Origin of the sequence: Sphingomonas sp. EC-HK361 (assembly GCF_902498785.1) — a bacterium.
In the GTDB taxonomy this organism is placed as follows: domain Bacteria; phylum Pseudomonadota; class Alphaproteobacteria; order Sphingomonadales; family Sphingomonadaceae; genus Sphingomonas.
The window spans coordinates 818,676-836,677 of record NZ_LR701494.1; the positions used below are offsets into that span (position 1 = coordinate 818,676).

General features: G+C 66.0%; 15 protein-coding genes. 6 read left to right on the forward strand and 9 right to left on the reverse strand.

Translation table 11 applies throughout. The features are described from left to right. Positions 1–32 precede the first annotated feature (32 nt). The gene (locus BOS5A_RS11290) at positions 33–812 is read left to right on the forward strand and encodes an SDR family oxidoreductase (protein WP_151955198.1); all 780 of its coding nucleotides are present in this window, start codon (positions 33–35) and stop codon (positions 810–812) included. Between the two features lie 76 nt (positions 813–888). Further along, a complete protein-coding gene (locus tag BOS5A_RS11295) occupies positions 889–2,259 on the forward strand; it encodes a class II 3-deoxy-7-phosphoheptulonate synthase (RefSeq protein ID WP_151955973.1) in 1,371 nt (456 codons plus the stop codon). A 21-nt stretch (positions 2,260–2,280) separates the two neighbouring features. Here the strand turns inward: BOS5A_RS11295 and BOS5A_RS11300 are convergent, their stop codons facing one another. The 7 genes from BOS5A_RS11300 to BOS5A_RS11330 all read right to left on the reverse strand — a co-directional run bounded on the left by BOS5A_RS11300 (position 2,281) and on the right by BOS5A_RS11330 (position 10,358). Beyond that, positions 2,281–2,667, reverse strand: a complete 387-nt coding sequence (locus tag BOS5A_RS11300; protein WP_151955199.1) for a hypothetical protein — start codon at positions 2,665–2,667, stop codon at positions 2,281–2,283. 41 nt (positions 2,668–2,708) lie between these two features. Then, positions 2,709–3,848 carry an acyltransferase family protein gene (locus BOS5A_RS11305; protein WP_151955200.1) on the reverse strand — a complete coding sequence of 380 codons (1,140 nt, stop codon included), beginning with the start codon at positions 3,846–3,848 and terminating at the stop codon, positions 2,709–2,711. Positions 3,849–4,219: 371 nt separating this feature from the next. Then, positions 4,220–5,182, reverse strand: coding sequence for a DUF2971 domain-containing protein (locus BOS5A_RS11310; RefSeq protein WP_151955201.1), 963 nt, complete (start codon positions 5,180–5,182; stop codon positions 4,220–4,222). A gap of 551 nt (positions 5,183–5,733) precedes the next feature. Then, entirely contained in the window at positions 5,734–6,432 is a 699-nt protein-coding gene (locus tag BOS5A_RS11315) for a prolyl hydroxylase family protein (RefSeq protein WP_151955202.1), read from the reverse strand. A 78-nt stretch (positions 6,433–6,510) separates the two neighbouring features. Continuing rightward, positions 6,511–7,443 carry an RcnB family protein gene (locus BOS5A_RS11320; protein WP_151955203.1) on the reverse strand — a complete coding sequence of 311 codons (933 nt, stop codon included), beginning with the start codon at positions 7,441–7,443 and terminating at the stop codon, positions 6,511–6,513. Between the two features lie 132 nt (positions 7,444–7,575). Next, a complete protein-coding gene (locus BOS5A_RS11325; protein ID WP_151955204.1) occupies positions 7,576–9,105 on the reverse strand; it encodes an acyl-CoA synthetase in 1,530 nt (509 codons plus the stop codon). Continuing rightward, entirely contained in the window at positions 9,105–10,358 is a 1,254-nt protein-coding gene (locus BOS5A_RS11330; RefSeq protein WP_151955205.1) for an acetyl-CoA C-acetyltransferase, read from the reverse strand. Before BOS5A_RS11330 ends, BOS5A_RS11325 begins: the two co-directional genes overlap by 1 nt. A 72-nt stretch (positions 10,359–10,430) precedes the next feature. Here BOS5A_RS11330 and BOS5A_RS11335 point away from each other — a divergent pair, with 72 nt between their 5' ends. The 4 genes from BOS5A_RS11335 to BOS5A_RS11350 all read left to right on the forward strand — a co-directional run bounded on the left by BOS5A_RS11335 (position 10,431) and on the right by BOS5A_RS11350 (position 17,085). Beyond that, complete coding sequence (locus tag BOS5A_RS11335; protein ID WP_151955206.1) at positions 10,431–11,009, forward strand: TetR/AcrR family transcriptional regulator; 579 nt, start codon at positions 10,431–10,433, stop codon at positions 11,007–11,009. Further along, positions 11,006–11,965, forward strand: coding sequence for an NADPH:quinone oxidoreductase family protein (locus BOS5A_RS11340; RefSeq protein WP_151955207.1), 960 nt, complete (start codon positions 11,006–11,008; stop codon positions 11,963–11,965). Before BOS5A_RS11335 ends, BOS5A_RS11340 begins: the two co-directional genes overlap by 4 nt. 62 nt (positions 11,966–12,027) lie before the next feature. Beyond that, positions 12,028–13,650: a choline dehydrogenase gene (locus BOS5A_RS11345; protein WP_151955208.1), complete on the forward strand. Its 1,623-nt coding sequence runs from the start codon at positions 12,028–12,030 to the stop codon at positions 13,648–13,650. A 78-nt stretch (positions 13,651–13,728) separates the two neighbouring features. Then, positions 13,729–17,085 carry a glycosyltransferase gene (locus BOS5A_RS11350; protein WP_151955209.1) on the forward strand — a complete coding sequence of 1,119 codons (3,357 nt, stop codon included), beginning with the start codon at positions 13,729–13,731 and terminating at the stop codon, positions 17,083–17,085. On the opposite strand, the gene BOS5A_RS11355 is transcribed toward BOS5A_RS11350, so the two are convergent. Beyond that, the gene (locus BOS5A_RS11355) at positions 17,075–17,425 is read right to left on the reverse strand and encodes a HesB/IscA family protein (protein WP_151955210.1); all 351 of its coding nucleotides are present in this window, start codon (positions 17,423–17,425) and stop codon (positions 17,075–17,077) included. The two genes, BOS5A_RS11350 and BOS5A_RS11355, sit on opposite strands and share 11 nt — an antisense overlap. 103 nt (positions 17,426–17,528) lie before the next feature. Beyond that, on the reverse strand, positions 17,529–17,999 hold the full coding sequence (locus BOS5A_RS11360) for an SUF system Fe-S cluster assembly protein (RefSeq protein WP_151955211.1): 471 nt from the start codon (positions 17,997–17,999) through the stop codon (positions 17,529–17,531). Between the last annotated feature and the right edge of the window lie 3 nt (positions 18,000–18,002).

Sequence of the window (18,002 nt, forward strand, 5' to 3'; positions counted from 1 at the left end):
GGCGCGGCCTCGAACCATTAAGGAGGCGGCACATGGACCTGGGACTTCGCGGGCGCACCGCGCTCGTCTGCGCATCGAGCCACGGGCTGGGACGCGCCTGCGCGACCGAGCTTGCCCGCGCCGGCTGCACCGTCATCATCAACGGCCGCGAGCAAGCGCCGCTCGACGAAACCGCAGCCGCGATCCGGCGGGAAACGAATGCGACGGTGATCGCGATCGCCGGAGACGTTGCCGATCCCGCTGTGCAGGACGCGCTCATCGCCGCCGCGCCCGCGATCGACATCCTCGTCAACAACAATGGCGGCCCGCCGCTCAAGGACTTCCGCCAGCTCGATTCCGCCGCGATCCATGCCGGGCTCGACGCCAACATGGTCACCCCGATCACCCTCGTGCAGCGCGTCATCGGCGGCATGGTCGAGCGCAAATTCGGCCGCATCGTCTGCATCACGTCGGCCAGCGTGAAGTCCCCCACCCCCGGCCTCGACCTCTCCAGCGGCGCGCGCGTCGGCCTCACCGGCTTCCTCGCCGGGGTCGCGCGGCAGGTCGCGCATGCGAACGTCACGATCAACTTCCTCCTGCCCGGCCTCTTCGCCACCCGCCGCCTCGCCGGCGTCCACGCCTTCGCCGCGCAAAAGGCCGGCATCGATCCCGACACCGCCGCCGCCGCCAGCCGCGATCGCATCCCCGCCAAACGCTTCGGCGAACCCGACGAGTTCGGCGCCGCCTGCGCCTTCCTCTGCTCCGTGCACGCCGGCTACATCACCGGGCAGAGCCTGCTGCTCGACGGCGGCGCCTATCCCGGTATCCTCTGATACCTTTCCTTCGTTGCGCGAACGGCACGCTTCGCGCATGGAAATATCTTTCGCGCTTCAGATGGACTCGACCGAAATGGCCGCAAAATGGGCCCCCGATAGCTGGACGAAGGCCGAGGCCCGCCAGCTTCCGCACTATCCCGATGCCGCCGCGCTGAAGGCGGCGACCGACACGCTCGGCACCTTCCCGCCGCTCGTCTTCGCCGGCGAAGCGCGCAATCTCACCGCCGATCTGGCGAAGGTCGCGGAAGGCAAGGCGTTCCTCCTCCAGGGCGGCGACTGCGCCGAAAGCTTTGCGGAGCACAGCGCGAACAACATCCGCGACACCTTCCGCGTCATCCTTCAGATGTCGGTGGTCCTCACTTATGCCTCGAAGCTGCCGGTGGTGAAGCTCGGCCGCATGGCGGGCCAGTTCGCCAAGCCGCGCTCGACCGACACCGAAATCATCGACGGCGTCGAGCTGCCCAGCTACCGCGGCGACAACGTCAACGACATCGCCTTCACGCCGGAAAGCCGCATCCCCAATCCGGCCCGCATGATCCGCGCCTACTCACAGAGCGCGGCGACGCTCAACCTGCTGCGCGCCTTCGCGCAAGGCGGCTACGCCAACCTCCACCAGGTCCACCGCTGGACCCACGACTTCATGGGCCGCAGCCCGTGGGCGAAGAAATACAGCGAGATGGCGGAGAAGATCGGCGAGGCGCTGGAGTTCATGGCCGCCTGCGGGATCGATCCCGAAACCGTTCCGCAACTCGCCCAGACCGCCTTCTACACCAGCCACGAGGCGCTGCTGCTCCCCTTCGAGCAGGCGATGACGCGCGAGGATTCGCTGACCGGCGACTGGTACGACACCTCGGCGCACTTCCTGTGGATCGGCGATCGCACCCGGTTCGAAGGCAGCGCGCACGTCGAATATCTCCGCGGCATCGGCAACCCGATCGGCATGAAGTGCGGACCCAGCCTAGAGCCGGACGCGCTCCTGCGGATGCTCGATACGCTCAACCCGGCGCGCACGCCCGGCCGGATGACGCTCATCACCCGCTACGGCTACGACAAGATCGAGGCGGCGCTACCCAGGCTCGTCCGGGCGGTGAAACGCGAGGGGCACCCGGTGGTGTGGTCGTGCGATCCGATGCACGGCAACGTCATCAAGGCCGCCAACGGCTACAAGACGCGACCCTTCGACCGAATCCTCGGCGAAGTCCGCGGCTTCTTCGCCGTCCACCGCGCAGAGGGCACGCACGCCGGCGGCATCCATGCCGAGATGACCGGGCAGAACGTCACCGAATGCACCGGCGGCGCGATCGACGTGACCGAGCAGAGCCTCGCCGATCGCTACCACACCCACTGCGACCCGCGCCTCAACGCCAGCCAGAGCCTCGAGCTCGCGTTCCTGCTGGCCGAAATGCTCAACGCGGAAATGGCGGAGCGGCGCAAGGCGGCCTGAACCGTGGCGCCGTGCGTCCCGTCAGGCGGCGGCAGCGCTTTCGTCGAGCAGCCACCGCTCCGCCTCCGCCACATCGGCGAAATAGGCCGCACCGCGATCGGCCGCCGCGCGCTGCGCCTGCAGCCGCGCCAGCGACCGCGCGACGACAAAGGCGATGCGCCGCGATTGGCTCGCCGGGTCCGCAAGCACGCGCTGGAACGCCGCGACGCTGTCCTGCGCCTGGATCTGCATGTCGCGGATATCGACCAGCGTCACATGCTGGTTGGGCGCCGACAGCAATTGCCGGTGCGCGGTGTTGCGCGCCTGGGTGAAGCGGGCGATCTCGTCCGCCTCGAAAAAGCCCGCCAGCGTGATCCGCACGAGGCTTTGCTGCGGATCGACAACGATGGAAAAGTCGGCCTTGGTCATGCCGCGGTCGTAACGCGTAAACGTTACCAGAGATTTTCCGCTCAGGGCGCCGCGATTTCCTCGGCCGCCGTCTGGCGCGCCAGCCTGCGGGTTCCGAAATGCGCAAGAATGCTCCGCCCGAGGCTCTGCCCGGGTCGCTCGATCAGAAAATACGTGGCGCAGGCGATCGCATAGACGACCGGCGCGACGATCATCAGGGTGACGCCAAATCGCGCGGCGCTCGACATGCCGACGTCCCACGTCGCGATGGTCCACGCCGCGACCCGGTGCAGCACGAGCAGATGGAGGAGATAGGCGCCGAACGACAGCTCACCCAGCCAGTGAAACACCGGCGATCCAAGCGTCCTCGACACGCGCTCGATCCCCGGAAGGGTCCGCCCATGCACCAGCGCGAAGAATCCGATCAGCAACGTTTCGCGCACCACCAGGTGCAGCGCGTCATTCTGCCCACCGATCGGGATCGCGGCGAGCAGCACCGCAACGCCCAGATACGCCAGCCGCTGCCCGTCGAGCGCGGCCGCGATCAGCATCCCCGCCAGGAACAGGTGCATCTTGAGCGGCAGGAATGACGGCATCGGAAATGCGACCCCTCCCGCCTTCGCCGCATAGGCGACGACCGCCGCGATGATCGCGATGACCACCGCGGCGCGCAGCCATCCCGTCTTGCGCACCAGCAGGATCGCAAAGGGAAACACCGCATAGAACTGCATCTCCAGCCCCAGCGACCAGTCCGGCAGCGGCGTCCGAAAAGCATAGTCCGGCAGAAGACCGAACGCGTAGGTCAGGTGAAGCACGATATTCTTCGCGCTGCCGTCGGTATAGCGCTCGGCACTTTGCGGCGCGTGGTGGAGGAAATTGTCGATCAGCAGCCGGTCCGCATACATCTGCGTCCCCGCCATCAACGCGACGATCAGCAGGCAGAAATAGAGCGGAGAGAGCCGAAAGAACCGCCTGACCCAAAAGCCGATCCAGGTCGCGGGCGCACCCCAGTCTTCGCGACCTTTGCGAAGATCATACTGGAATGTCATGAGAAACCCGGAAAGCAGGATGAACAGGTCCACCCCCAGGTCGGGCTGACCGAGCACCGGCAAATGAAATCCGGTCAGTATCATGCAATGCCCGATCAGCACCCAGAGCGCGGCAAGCCCTCTCAGGCCGTCGAGATGGTCGATCCTGTTCATGTAAGTGCACCCGAATTGCCGGCGATCTCTTTACCGCTCGACTCGGTTGCTGGCCTTACCCAGGCCTTATCGCGCGCACCACCGGGCGCGCCCCCAAACCCCGCTCAACCGAAAGCTGCGAACGGCGAAGCCCGTCAAGCGCACCGCGCACGGCTATCGGACGACGGCCCGGCGAGCGCGAAGGCCTGAAGCGAGGACTCATTCCGCCCTTTTCGAAACCCGCCAACCGGCCACTGCTCAATATCAGTAATTGGGTGGTTTGCGGACAGGCCGGTTCGGGAGTGATCTGTGGAGTGCGGTCGCTTGTTTAGCGGGCTTGCATGACTAACATCCCCCCTCGGAAATACCTAAGGAATCAAAAAACTCGATGGTCAGCCCTGCTGTCGCAGTGGAATTGCAGCGATCGAGATTTTACCTGCTGGGTCGATGCCAAGACCACGCAGAATCTCTTGGAACGCCCAAGCAACCTGATTGGGATAGACGCATGGACCAATGATTATGCGATTGAGCAGCTGGTCGAGGTTAAGCCAGGGCATTTCTAATCCAGGCTGATCGCATAGCGGCACTTTGCAGATCATCTGTGGGATGCCGCGGACTGTTTCGATGCTTGTCGGAATGTAAGCCGACGCATCGGTAAGCGGACGATGGATTACTCGCCATTCCTGCTCCTCCGCGAAGGCGGGATGCTTGAACGATAGCGTGGCGAACTGAAGCGCGTTGCTCATGATTGCCTTCGCATTGTTGAACGGCACCCGCTTGAGAATGTCGGCGTTGGCAGCAATGCCCGTGACAATCGCATTAAGGTGTTCGGCCATAATGAACTGGTCGCCGTATGCAACCGGGCTAGAGTATGTGTTCAGCTGACCGCTCTCATGTTCGAACACTTCAGTATTAAATATTAGCGCGACGCCCGATGTTGGGCCGCCATAAGCCCGCCACATAGATAAGCGACCAAGGAAATCGTCAGGGTCATGAGCGGACAACGAGGTGAGGTAGGTTTGCGTCCTCGTCTGCCATTCAATCTCATTGAGGAAATCAGCGATCGCCTTCCATAATCCTGGATGAGCGGCATCAAGTGCCTGCTGCAAACCTGCTCCCTGTCCGCCTTCGAGTGCAAGCTGTAGGCAGCTTGTGCCGTAAGCCACCTCGGAAAAGTCGTTCATCAATTGCGCGTTCCGAAGCCAGAGCGCTCGGTTCTTGAGGATCAATGCTGCGTTCTCGGCGGTAGTGTAATGGGCCATCTTCAAGCCCTTTTCCGCAACCTCTTGAAACCGTCGCATCTCATAAGGGAATGCTAGGCTGCTAAACGCTTCGATCGCTTCGTTTTCGTTCATATAGCGACGCTAACAGTGTCATCGATCCAGAGGAAGCGCCTCTCGTCTCCGCTAAGTTTTTGATGAAATGGTTAACAGCGCGGTCTGCTCTAGCCTTAAGGATCGATGCGACTTGGCGTCATCATTAAGAGGCTAAGGATGCCAGTTCGAAAGCGGCCTAGGTCCAGCCGTGGCTCAACACTTGAACGAGCATCCAATTTTGGCTTGAGCTGAGGTCGCCGGCAATGTCCTGCTATGGGGCGAAAGTTGCCGTAGAAAGGTCGAAGACAGTGCCGTCGCCCTAACGCGGTGTCCTGCCGCGCAAACCAGCGCTTTGACGGCACTTGGGCACGCGACCCCTGTCCTACACCGTGCCCCTCGCATTATGACCTGTACCGCTCTTTCAAACCGTCGATACCCGCTGTCCTACAGCCCCGGCTTCATGCAACGCGCGGGTGCGCGCGCACACGCGCCTAGGTGTCAACCGTGTCAACCTGTGGCGATTTCCGCAAGGAAACACAGTTACTTGATCGATTTCCGAATCACACGCCACGCAACGCTTGCCGCCTGCCCTACCGCTTCACCCAGTTCCCCTCGCGGAACCATTTGGTGATGATGTATTTCACCCCCTCCACCACCGGCATGCCCTCGTGCAGGGTCGCGGTGTTGGGGCTGCCGTCGGCGCCCATGTTGTTCCACGCGAGCAGCAGCCCGCGCGCCGGCGCCACGCGGATGCCCGCCTGGGGAAACCACGTCGCCCCGCCCTCCTCGACATCGTTCAGGTAGATCATCGCGGTCCATGTCCGCTGGCCGCCGCTCTCGCGCATCTTGGGCCAGTAGCTTTCGCCTTCGTGGAAGTAGTCATGATGCACGCGGAATTGCTGGCCCGGCGCATAGCGCTGACCCTGCATCGTCTCACCCTGATCGGGTTCGATGCCGAGCGACGCCGCGATCGCCTCGTCGATCGGCTGCACCTCGGGCGACCAGCGCGCCATGTCGCAGCTTTCGGAGGTACGGAACGCGGAATTGCCGCGATCGGTGAGCAGCGTCGATGGCCGGCGGTTGGCGTCGATCATCGCGATCAGCGCTGCGCATTGGTCGCCCGAGAGATAGTTGCGCGCGGCATAAGCCTGCATCGCCGGCACCTGCAGCCGCTCGAACCGCGGGTCGCCGTTAAGCCGCGCCGCGACCTCGCGACCGACCCTGGCACGAAGCGCGGAGGGCTGGCCGGGGCTCGCCGGAGCCTTGGAACGGGATTTGAAGAACGCCATCCCTGCAATCCTTGCCGGCTGCGCGGCGCAAGGCAAGCGCCCGGCGCGCTTCATAGGCGCGCCGGGCGTGAAGTTCACCTACCAGAAGATGTCGTAGATCGTGTCGACGACCTCGCCGGTATCCAGATCGACGAGCAGCGCGTCGTTGTAGTAGCGCACCCAGCGATACGGGCCATATGCCTCCGGCAGGCGGTAGTCGTACGGATCGTCGATCCAGTAGCTCTGCGCGAACAGGATAGGCGACAGCCGGAACCCGATCGAGAAGCGGCGATAGCCATAGTCCCAGCCGTGCGGCGCATAATAGCGCGGCAGGTGGAACGCGCCGCGATTGCTCGTCCGGTAGCGGTTCCAGTCATAGCGATTGTCCTGCCGCCAGCCGCGATTCCAGTTGCCGCCGCGATTGCCCGACCAGCCCGAATTGCCCTGCCAGCCGCGATTATCCCAGCCGCGATTGTCGGTCCAGTTGCCGCTGTTGCGATTCCAGTCGCGGCGGTCGTCGCGGCGATACTGGTCGCGGGCATTGTCGCGCCAGTCGGCATCGCTGCGATCCCAGCTGCGCTGCACCTGCTGGCGCTGTTGCTGCTGGCGTTGCTGCCAGACGCGGCGCGCGTCCTGCTGATCGGGGCGGTCGCCGTTCTGGAACGCCGGGCGATCGTCGCGCCGCTCGCTGCGCCACGACTGCCAATTGCCCTGGCGCTGCTGGCCATCGTCGCGGCGCTGACGGGCCTGCTCCTGTCCCTGCGGCTGAGCCTCGATCCGTCCTTGGGGCGCCGGCTGCTGCACGGGCTGCGGACGGGTCCAGTTGCCGCGCTGGATGTCGGGGCGACCTTCCATCCGCTGCGGGCGCACGCCCATGTCTGCGCGCGGCTGCTGAGGGCGCTCCACCCGTTCGGGGCGTCCACCGCGGTCGCCGCGCGGCCCGCGCCGGTCGCCGTCATTCTCCTGCGCGTGCGCGATCGCCGGCACCAGCGCCGAGGCCGCAAGCAGCGTTGCCACAACCGTCTTCAACATGATCCGGATCCTGTATCCTGCCGGCGCACAAGCCGGCCCTACGATAGCCACGCATTGCCCGATTCGCGTTGAGCGCAGGCTGAACCCGCTCGTCAGCCGATTGAAAGATTCGCAGGTCCGCCGACCGCTCCGTCAGGACTTTCCCCAGTATTCATCGCGCAACAGCCGCTTGTAGAGCTTGCCCGTATCGTGCCGCGGTAGTTCTGCACGAAAGTCGATCCGTCGCGGCGACTTGACGTGGCTCAGATGCACCCGCGCAAACGCCGTCAGTTCCGCCGCCAGCGCCTCCCCCGCCTCCGCCATGTCACGCGGCTGGACCACCGCAATCACTTCCTCCCCCATCTCGTCATGCGGCGCGCCGATCACCGCCACGTCGGCGACCTTGGGATGGGTGACCAGCAGGTTCTCGATCTCGGCCGGGTAGATGTTCACGCCGCCCGAAATGATCATGAAGCTCTTGCGGTCGGTAAGATAGACATACCCGTCCTCGTCCATCCACCCGACGTCGCCGATCGTCGTCCAGCCATGCCGGTTGCGGCTCTCCGCGGTCTTGGCGGGGTCGTTGTGATATTCGAACGTCGCATTGCCAGCGAAATAGATCGCGCCTTCCTGGCCGGGCGGCAGCGGCTCGCCCGCGTCGTCACAGATCTTCGTTTCCGAGGTGAGATTGCGCCCGACCGACCCCTTGTGCGTCAGCCATTCCGCCGTCGAGATCGCGCAGAACCCGTTGCCCTCGGTCCCGGCATAATATTCGTGAACGATCGGCCCCCACCATTCGATCATCGCGTCCTTGACCGGGATCGGGCACGGCGCGGCGGCGTGCCACACCGCCTTCAGCGACGACAGATCATGGCGGGTCCGCGCCTCCGCCGGCAGCTTCAGCATGCGGACGAAATGCGTCGGCACCCATTGCGCATGGGTCACGTGATAGCGCTCGATATACGCCAGCGCCTTTTCGGGATCGAAGTGCTCCATCACCACGACGGTGCCGCCCAGCTGCTGCACCGCCATCGTCCAGCGCAGGGGCGCGGCGTGATAGAGCGGCGCAGGCGACAGGTAGATCATGTCCGGCGTGAAACCGTAGAGTGCGGAGCCCAGCATCACGAGCGCGCTCGGGGTCGTGCCGAACGGCTCGTCGGACAGCGCGTGCTTCACGCCCTTCGGCTTGCCGGTGGTGCCAGAGGAATAGAGCATGATCTGCCCCGTCTCCGGGGCGTCGATCATCAGGGTATCGAACCCGGCACGCGCCTCTTCGAAGCTGTCATATCCCGGGATGGTCCCGTCGCACATGAACCGCCGCAGATCGCCCAGCGGCGCAACGAGCTCCGCCGCGCACCGCGCCACGCCGATGCTCGCGATGAATATCTGCGCGGCTGCGTCGCGGACGATATATTCGATTTCCTCGGCGACCAGCTTCGACGATATGCAGGTGCAATAGATGCCGACGCGCTCGGCCGCCCAGACGACCTCGAAATAGCGCGGCGAATTGTCCATGAAGACCGCGATGCCGTCGCCGCGTTTCAGCCCGAGCGAGCGCAGCAACCGCGCCCCCTGGTTCGCCCGCGCCTCCAGTTCGGCATAGGTCACCGTCTCGCCGCTCTCCGCCATGATGTAAGCGGGCTTGTCGGGCGTGGCGGCGGCATGGGCGCTGGGATGAAGCATCACACCCGCTCGATGATGATCGCCGGCGCCATCCCGCCGGCCGCGCACATGGTGACGAGGCCATAGCGTCCGCCCGAGCGCTCCAGTTCGTCCAGGATCGTCCCGATCAGGATCGCGCCCGTCGCGCCGATCGGGTGGCCGAGCGCGATCGATCCGCCGTTTACGTTCACCTTGGTGCGGTCGAGATCGAGATCGCGAATGAACTTCTCCGCCACCACCGCGAACGCCTCGTTGATCTCCCACAGATCGATATCGTCCTTGGTGAGACCGGCCTTGGCGAGCGCCTTCTTCGCGGCCGGCACCGGCGCGTTGAGCATCAGTGTCGGATCGTCGCCGACATTGGCGTTCGCGACGATCCGCGCCCGCGGTTTCAACCCATGCGCTTCGGCATAATCCTTCGACGCCAACAGCACCGCCGCCGCGCCGTCCACCACGCCCGACGAATTGCCGGCATGGTGGAAATGCTCGATCGTGAGGTCAGGGTATCTGGCGTTGATCTGCTTGCGGAAGGTCGATCCCTTGTCGTCATAGGGCCAGTCCGCCATCGCCGCGAAGGCAGGTTTCAGCGCCGCGAGCCCTTCCGCGGTCGTCTCGGGCCGGGGGTATTCGTCGCGGTCGAGCAGGACGGTGCCATCGTCCGCGACGACCGGCACGATCGACCGATCGAAGCGTCCCTCGGCCATCGCCCGCGCCGCGCGGCGCTGGCTTTCAAGCCCGAGCGCGTCCAGCGCTTTGCGGTCGATGCCTTCCATGCTCGCGATCGCGTCGCCGCAAATGCCCTGATGCGACTGCGGATGGCGCGCGTTCAGCCGCTCGTTGCCCGATCCTATCAGCGCGGGCGGCTTGCCCGCCGCCTGATCCTCCGCCGCCATCGTACCGGTCAGCGACATCATCTCGGTGCCGCCTGCAATGACGAGGTCCTCCATGCCGCTCATGATCTGTGCCGCGGCGAAGTTCACCGCGGTAATCCCGCCGCCGCAGAACCGATCGAGCGTCGTCCCGCTCGCCTTCACGTCATATCCGGCGTCGAGCGCCGCCATCCGGCCGAGGTCGCCAGCCTGCTGGCCGCGTTGGCTGGATGTGGACCAGATGATGTCATCGACGTCGCCGGTATCGAGGTGGTTGCGCTCGGCGATCGCCTTCAACACCGTCGCGGCCAAGTGCTGCGGATGCCGGTCGGCCAGCGCGCCCTTGCCCTGCTTGCCAACGCCCCGCGGGGTGCGGCAAGCATCGATGATGTACGCCTCGGCCATCGCGCTCTCCAGACCTGTTACGCGCCTTGCCCGGCGCGCGCTTCCGGCATAACCTTCGTTATGGTCGAAGCGATGTCAAGCGCACTCCACCCGCCTGCTGCGGCTCCACGTCAACCCGATCTGACGCCCGGCGACTGGCTGGAAGCGGGGCAGTCGCTGCTGCGCCGGGGCGGGCTGAAGGCACTGAAACTGCGGCCGCTCGCCGAAGAGCTCCGCGTCTCGACTGGCAGTTTCTATCACCACTTCGCCGATTTCGACGGATATCAGGGCGCGCTTGCGCAGTATTTCGCGCAGGATCAGGTGACAGACATGGTGGACGCGATCCGGCGCGCCACTGCCGATCCGGTCGATCGCATCCGCCTGCTAGCCCAGACGGTGCGCCGGCGCGGGATGTCCCGACTGTCGATCGCGATGCGCGCCTGGGCGGAAAGCGACCCCCGCGCGCAGGCTGCTGTCGAACGCCATGACGACCTGTTGATGGCCTTCCTCACCGATTGCCTGGAACAGGCCGGCTTCGCGAACGAGGAAGCCGGCGTGCGCGCCTATGCGCTGATCGCGCTCGGCCTCGGCAAGGTCCACGCGCCCCATCTCGACATGGAAACGCTGATGGAGCAGCTGATCCGGATCCTCTGCGTGCCGCCGGCGAAATGAAGGCGCTGGTCGTCCACGCTCTGTCGGACGATCTTTCGGGCACCGCGCTCGCGGACGTGGCCGATCCCGCGCCAGCGCCGGGCCAGATCCTGATCCGCGTTCGCGCCGCATCACTCAATTATCCCGACCTGCTGATGACGCGCGGCGGCTATCAGTTGAAGCCGCCCCTGCCCTTCACGCCGGGCATGGAGGTGGCGGGCGAAGTCGTCGCCGGCGAAGGCTTCCAAGGCGGCACGCGCGTGGTCGCGGGAACGCGGATCGGTGGATTCGCGGAATTGGTCGCGGTCGATGCGGGGAGCGTGCGGGTGATCCCCGAGAACCTGTCCTTCGCGGAAGCGGCGAGCGTGGGCGCCGCCTATCTCACCGCCTATGTCGCGCTCGTTCGCCTCGCCAGCGTGCAGCCGGGCGAGTGGGTGCTCGTGCACGGCGCGACCGGCGGCGTCGGACTCGCCGCGGTCGATCTCGCCAAGGCGCTGGGTGCAAGAGTCATCGCCACCTCACGCTCGCCAGAGAAACTCGCGGTCGTGCGTGCGCTCTACGCCCCGGATGCGACCCTGCCCGCCTCCGGTTTCCGCGAACAGGCAAAGGCGCTCACCGATGGCGGAGTGGACGTGGCCTTTGATCCGGTCGGCGGCGACGTGTTCGACGAGACGACACGGACCATGGCGTTCGGGGGCCGGCTGCTGGTCATCGGCTTCACCTCGGGGCGAATCGCGACCGTTCCCACCAATATTCCGCTCATCAAGGGCTTTTCGGTCATCGGTGTGCGCGCCGGCGAATATGGACGACGCTTTCCCGAGCGAGGCCGCGAGAATCTCGACGCGGTGTGGGCGATGGCCGCGGATGGTCGCATCCGTCCGCACGTGCATGCCGAGGTCGCGCTCGACGACTGGCGCGCGGCGTTCGACGCGATGGAACACAGCGCGGTGGTCGGCAAGCTTGTGCTGGTCCCCTGAAACGAGAACGAACACGACAACGAGAACGAACACGATAACGACAAACGATACGGAGAATGAGGATGCCCGGATTCGATTACGTCATCATCGGCGGCGGTTCGGCCGGCTGCGCCCTCGCGGCACGGCTGAGCGAGGACCCGGCGGCCAGCGTCTGCCTGCTGGAGGCCGGCGGCGCGAATACCGAGATGCTGGTGCGGATGCCCGCGGGCGTCGGCAACCTCATCAAGGCGAAGGGCAAGCATAATTGGGGCTTCTGGACCGAGGCAGAGCCGCACCTCGACAATCGACGGCTTTGGTGGCCGCGCGGGCGCGGGCTAGGCGGCAGCTCCGCGATCAACGGCATGATCTACATGCGCGGCCACCCGCAGGACTATGACGAATGGCGCCAGATGGGGCTGACCGGCTGGGCCTGGGACGATGTCCTCCCCTATTTCCGCCGGCTGGAGGGGCATCACCGCGGCGGCGATCTGCACGGCAGCGATGGTCCCCTCACCGTCTCGGCGGGTGAAAGCGACAGCCCGTTCAACGATGCGGTGATCCAGGCGGGGAAGGAGGCCGGCTACCCTGTCACGGAAGATTTCAACGGCGCGGCGCAGGAAGGGTTCGGCCGCTATGACCTGACCATCGCGGACGGGAAACGCTGGTCGACCGCGGCGGCGTATCTGGCGATGGCGGCGAACCGGCCGAACCTGACCGTCATCATCGGCGCCCGCACGACCGGGATTGTGCTCGATCGCGGTCGCGCGGTCGCGGTCGATTACGTTACCGGCAAGACCCGCGAGCGCGTCGAGACCTCGGGCGAGGTGCTGCTGTGCGCGGGCGCGGTGCAGAGCCCGCAAATCCTCCAGCTATCGGGCATCGGCGATCCGGCGCGGCTGAAGGCCGCGGGCGTGCGCCCCCTCCACGACCTGCCCGGCGTCGGCGAGAATCTGCAGGATCACCTTGACATCATCATGAACTGGCGCAGCCAGGGGCTGGCGAGCGTCTACAGCGTGACGAAGGGGCTGAAGCAGCTTGGCGTTGGCCTGCAATATCTGTTCAAGGGCGCTGGGCCGGGACGTCAGAATTTCCTGGAATCGGGTGCCTTCCTCTGCTCGCGCGAAGGGCTGTCGCGTCCCGACGTGCAGATCCACGCGGTGCTCGCGATCATGCGCGATCACGGCAAGGTCAAGGCGACCGAGGACGGCTTCTCCTTCCATCTGTGCCAGCTACGTCCCGAAAGCCGTGGGCGGATCGGCATCGCCAGCGCCGACCCGTTCGCCGATCCGCTCATCTTCGCCAATTACCTCGCGAGCGAGGTCGATCGCCGGGTCATGCGCGACTGCGTGAAGATCGGCCGCGACGTGGCGGCGCAGGCGGCACTCGATCCGTATCGCGGCGACGAACTCGCCCCCGGCAAGGACATCCGCACCGACGCCGAAATCGACGCCTGGGTGCGCGCGACCGCGGAGACGATCTACCATCCCGTCGGCACCTGCAAGATGGGGCTGGACGGCGACGCGATGGCGGTCGTCGGTGGTGACCTCAAGGTGCGCGGACTGGAGGGGTTGCGCGTGGTCGATGCCTCGGTGATGCCCACGCTCGTCGGATCGAACACCAATGCGCCGACCATCATGATCGCGGAAAAAGCCGCCGATCTCATCCGCGGACGCGTGGCGGAGCGGCGCGAGCGACACGCGGCTTGACACGTGCCTGCCCCGCCTGACAACTCCGTCATAAGCGCGTCACCGTCGTCATAAACGGGACTGCTTAAGGGGCGCGGCGTGACAAAACCGATCTTCTTCGACCCCACCGGCGCCCGCAAGCGCTGGTCGCTGCGCGGCGTGCTGCTGCTGATCGCTGCGATCGTGGTGGCGAGCGGGGTGTTCGCGACGACGATCATCGCGGTACCCGCGGGCGAGCCGCTACCGATACGCTACGAGGCGCGTCAGCCGCTGCCGCTCAAGGCGCAGGTCGCGGCGATCGGCCACCGGCTGCGTGGTGGCCTGCGCGCCATCGGCTGGCTGCCCGCGCATCCCAAGGTCAAGCCCGGCGCTGCTCTGACGGTCGGCTTCTACGTGCCATGGGACGATGCGAGCCGTGCGTCGCTTTCTGCGCACATGGGTCAGCTCGACTGGGTCGTGCCCTCGACGATGACGATCGAGGGGCCGAACCACGGCCTGATCCATACGCCGGACGTCGCCTTCGAACGAATCCTCGCGGGATCGATCCGCCATCCCGCGGTGCTGCCGATGGTGCAGAACATGGCGAACGGCAAATGGGACGGGGCGGGCGCCGCGCAGATGCTCGCCAGCCCGGCGGCACGGCAGAAACTGATCGCCGATCTGGGCGCCGAACTCACCCGCCTGAAAGCTGCCGGTGCGGTTTTCGATTTCGAGGACATGCCGCGCGCTTCGCTCCCGGCCTATGCGTCGTTCCTGCGACAGGCGAACCTGGCGTTCAACCGCCAGCATCTGCTCGTCACCGCAACCGTGCCGGCGGGCGACCCCGACTGGAACCTGCCGCTGTTCGCCGCTGCGACCGACAAGCTGTTCCTCATGGCCTATGACGAGCATTGGCAGGGCGGCACCGCAGGACCGATCGCGTCGCAGCCATGGTTCGTCGCGCAACTGCGCAGCGCCATCCGCACGATCGGGCGCGACAAGCTGATCGTTGCGTTCGGCAGCTACGGCTATGACTGGCATGGCGGGCAGGTCGATGCGCTGACAGCTGAAGAAGCGTGGCTTGCCGCCCATGACAGCGGCACCCCGATCACCTTCGACCCGACGAGCGGCAACAGCCACTTCGCCTATTCGGACGATGACGGCGCCCACGACGTGTGGATGCTCGATGCCGCCTCCGCCTGGAACGAGCTGGCCGCAACCCGCGCTCTCGGCCTGTCGGGCGTTGCGCTGTGGCGGCTCGGCAGCGAGGATCCGGGCGTATGGGACGATCTCGCGAGCTGGCGGACCGGCGCGCGACCGGACCTCACGCGGGTCAGCCCGATCGGCAATGTCGATGTCGAGGGCAATGGCGAGATCCTGCGCATCGCCGCCACGCCCACGGATGGTGCACGCCAGGTGACGTTCGACGCGCGCGGGCTCATCCGCGACCAGCGCTTCACTGCCCTTCCCACGCCCTACATCGTCGAGAAGACCGGCGCACGCGACCGGCAGATCGCGCTGACCTTCGACGACGGGCCGGACGCCGACTGGACTCCGAAAATCCTCGACATCCTGAAGGCGAAGCAGGTGCCCGCGACCTTCTTCATCGTCGGCGAGAACGGGCTTGCCCACCCGCTCATCCTGCGCCGCATCGTCGACCAGGGCAGCGCGATCGGCAACCACAGCTACACTCATCCCAACATGGCGGAGAGCTCGCCGACGTCGGTCGGGCTGGAGCTGAACGCGACACAGCGGCTGATCGAGGCGTATACCGGCCGCTCGACGCGGCTCTTCCGCGCCCCCTATTTCGGCGATGCCGAGCCGACGACGCCGGACGAGCTCAACCCGGCCCTGATCGCGCAGGAACACGGCTATACGGTGGTGGGCCTGCACGTCGATCCCGACGACTGGAAGCGGCCCGGCGTCGATGCGATCGTCAACCGGGCGATCGCGCAGGTGCTTGCCGGCCAGCCCGGTGCCGATGTCGATAACCGGTCGGGCAACATCATCCTCCTTCACGACGGCGGCGGCGATCGATCGCAGACGGTCGCCGCGCTGCCGCGGATCATCGATGGCCTGCGCGCGCGCGGTTATCATTTCGTGCCGGTCGCCACGCTCGCGGGCCTCACGCCTTCGCAGGTCATGCCGCCGGTCTCGGGCGCCGATCTGGCCGCGGTGCGCGCCGATGTCGGTGTCTTCGCGATCCTCGCGGGGATCGTGTGGCTGCTGAAATGGCTGTTCTTCGTCGCGATATCGCTTGGCATCGCGCGCGCCGTCCTGATGGCTGCGCTCGCCCTGCGCAACGCCCGGGCGGAGCGTGGCCTTGTCCCCCCGCCGCTCGCGCCCGAGCGGCTCGTGTCCGTCATCATCCCCGCCTACAACGAAGCCCGGGTCATCGCCGCCTCGGTGACTCGCGTTCTCGCCAGCACCGACGCGAATATCGAGGTGATCGTCGCCGACGACGGATCGAAGGACGGTACCAGCGCGATCATCGCGGACGCGTTCGGCGACGATCCGCGGGTGAAGCTGCTGACTCTCGAAAACGGCGGCAAGGCCTCAGCGCTCAACCGCGCACTCATTCATGCGAAAGGCGACATCATCGTCGCGCTCGACGCGGATACCCAGTTCGAGGCGGGCACGATCGCGAAGCTTGTTCGCTGGTTCGAGGACGAGACGCTCGGCGCGGTCGCTGGCAACGCCAAGGTGGGCAACCGCGTCAATCTGCTCACCCGCTGGCAGGCCGTGGAATATGTCACCGCGCAGAACCTCGAACGCCGCGCGCTCGCCCGGTTCGACGCGGTCACCGTCGTGCCCGGGGCTGTCGGCGCGTGGCGGCGTGCGGCGCTCGACAGCGTCGGCGGCTATCCGGAATCGACGCTCGCCGAGGACCAGGATCTGACAATCGCGATCCAGCGCGCCGGTTGGGAGGTACGCTACGATATCGATGCGGTCGCGTGGACCGAATCGCCCGAAACCTTCCGCGCGCTCGCCAAGCAGCGCTTCCGCTGGGCGTTCGGGACGCTGCAATGCCTGTGGAAGCACCGCGCGATCCTCAGCACGCGCAAACCTGCCGGTCTCGCCTATGTCGGCCTGCCGCAGGCGTGGGTGTTCCAGATCGTCTTCGCCGCGATCTCGCCGGTCATCGATCTCGCGCTTGCGCTCTCGATCATCGGCACCGCGGTGCGGATCGCGCAGCATGGCTGGGCGCAGACGCAGACCGACGTGATCCAGATGGGCGTCTACTGGATCGCCTTTACCGCAATCGACGTCATCTGCGGCTGGATCGCCTACCGGCTGGAACCGCGCGAGAAGCGCTACCCTGCGCATCTGCTCGTCGCGCAGCGCTTCGTCTATCGCCAGCTCATGTATTGGGTGGTGCTGAAGGCGATCGGGGCCGCGGTCGGCGGCAAGGGTCAGGGTTGGGGCACGCTGGAACGTTCAGGAAGGGTCGCTGCCCCGGCCACGGCTACACCGTAAAGCTCTCCCCGCAGCCGCACGCGCCCTTCGCATTGGGGTTGGCGAAGACGAAGCCGGCGGTAAAATCGTCCTCCACCCAGTCCATCGTCGATCCGATGAGGTAGAGGATCGATCCGCCGTCGACGAACAGCGTGCCGCCCGGCGTGTCGATGCGTTCGTCGAATGCGGCGGCGTCGCTCACGTAGTCGACCGAATAGGCGAGCCCCGAACAGCCCCGCCGCGGCGTCGAGAGCTTGACCCCGATCGCCCCTTCCGGCGCCCGCGCCATCAGCGCCGCAATCCGCGCCTCGGCGGCGGGGGTGAGGATCAGCGCCTTTGGTCGCTCGCGGGTCGTGGTCATATCGAAACTTCCGTTCGTCCTGAGCGAAGTCGAAGGACCTGCGGGGGAGAACGATGACGTGCTTCGACTTCGCTCAGCACAAACGGAGTGATGTTGGTGGCCATCACAGCATTCCGAGTTCCAGCCGCGCCTCGTCGGACATCTTCGCCGGATCCCAGGGCGGGTCCCAGACGAGATTGACGTCCGCAAAGGCGATCCCCGGCACCGCGGCGACGCGCATCTCGACCTCGCCCGGCATCGATTCCGCCACCGGACAGTGCGGTGTCGTCAGCGTCATGGTGATGGTCGCGTGCCCGTCATCGGTCACATCCACGCCGTAGATCAGCCCGAGGTCATAGATGTTCACCGGGATTTCGGGATCGAAGATGTCCTTCAGCGCTGCGATTACCGCCTCGTACAGGTCGCCGCCGGGCGCGCCGGGCGCGTCGCTGGCTGGCTTCTGCTTCAGGAACCCTTCGAGATAGTCGCGCTTCCGCGCGAATGTTTCGCCCGCCGTCTCCGCCGCATCGTCCACGCGGGCGCGCGGCGGCTGGTCCACCACATCGACTTCTTCCACCCGGATCGCCTCACTCATCCG